Here is a 1,320-nt window from a genome sequence, read left to right as displayed (position 1 = left end):
CGGAACACACGGCCTCTGGCCCGGACGCCACAGCCGCGTCCCCCTCCAGAGGGAACTGATCCTCCCGCGCGGCACCCGCTACCGCATCAAACGCGCCGCCATCAACTCCGAGGGCATCCTCCACCTGTACGCCGACGTCCTCCTCCCCACCAACCCACCACCCAGCCCCGAACCCGAAGAACCCGCTGTCGACGCCCTCCAATCACAGGACGCCAACGACCGCACTCTGGAACAACGCTTCGCCGATGCCCTCCAGGGCCCAGGCTCCCCCGGACCCGCTGCCGAAGGGACATGAGGCCGCCATACTCGGAAACAGCCCCTCAACGGTCCACCGCGACACTGGTACCCGTGGGCGGGAAGCGTTCGTGCCCGGCCCTGTCCGTACCTGCGCTGGAGAACGCCCTCGTTCGCGAACGCCGAGAGAGTACACGCGCGTCACGGTCCAGGTCTTGGAAGCACGCATCGCGGCCGAAGGGGCGAACGCCGAGAACACCTGTTCCCAGCTCGACACCATCCGGACGGATTCAGGGTTGTCGAGGAACCCTCCGAGCAGCTACTGAGCACCGTCGAGGCCCTGGAGCGCGCCACCGCCCAACAACCGGCCCGGCTCCGCCAGGGGGCACGCAGCAGCGGCCCTTCACCGCCACCCCCGGACCACGCAAGTTGCCGATCCTCCGAGGCCGTGAGGAGCACTCGTACCTCTCCGGGACCACTAGCCTCGCAGCCTTGAGCTTTCCGTATTCAATCGGTTCCTCTCAGACACCAGCGCCACCTGATCAGAGCGGGCTCCCCTCAGCAGAGCTGATATCTCCGCCACATTCGGGTGGTCAACGTCAGTATTCACGTGTCGCCGACACAGGTCGTGACCTCGCTCATCGCATACCTGGGGCACCGAAAGCAGGCAGCGTGCCCCGCCCCTCCGTTTCCGAACTCCCCGTTCCCTTCTTCTACGCGGAAAAGGATCGAACCCACCTGAAGCCAACTGCGCGCCGGGGCTTCTCCGCCGCCCCGCACGAAGCCGACTCCCGCGAGCCCTGCCGGAGCATCACCTCTCGCTCATCGAAGGGCCCGCGATGGAACACCGACCAGCCCCATCAACACCCGGATGTGACACTCACCTGGTTTGCTAGGGTTCACTCAATCCCAAAACCACACAAACAAAATCAAACGGATGCAGAAACAAAGGGAAGCGGAAGATTACCCCACCGTTGACCTGAGCGTGAACGGGGGGTGACTTGGTGTGCCTCTAGCCCACGACATGGACCACGGCCCCCGCTACCTCCTCGCCACCCTCACCGGCATCGTCCTGCCCAGCGCCAA

The 1,320-nt window shown here is 65.3% G+C and carries 1 protein-coding gene; it reads left to right on the top strand.

From position 1 onward, the window contains the following. The coding region (locus tag B042_RS26215) for a hypothetical protein (RefSeq protein WP_036555478.1) at positions 1–295 on the top strand (295 nt) is incomplete at its 5' end. Positions 296–1,320 lie beyond the last annotated feature (1,025 nt).

This window comes from Nocardiopsis sp. CNT312 (genome assembly GCF_000515115.1).
Lineage (GTDB): Bacteria > Actinomycetota > Actinomycetes > Streptosporangiales > Streptosporangiaceae > Nocardiopsis.
The sequence above is the reverse complement of the archived record's forward strand: the minus strand, read 5'-3'. Positions and strand labels throughout refer to the sequence as shown.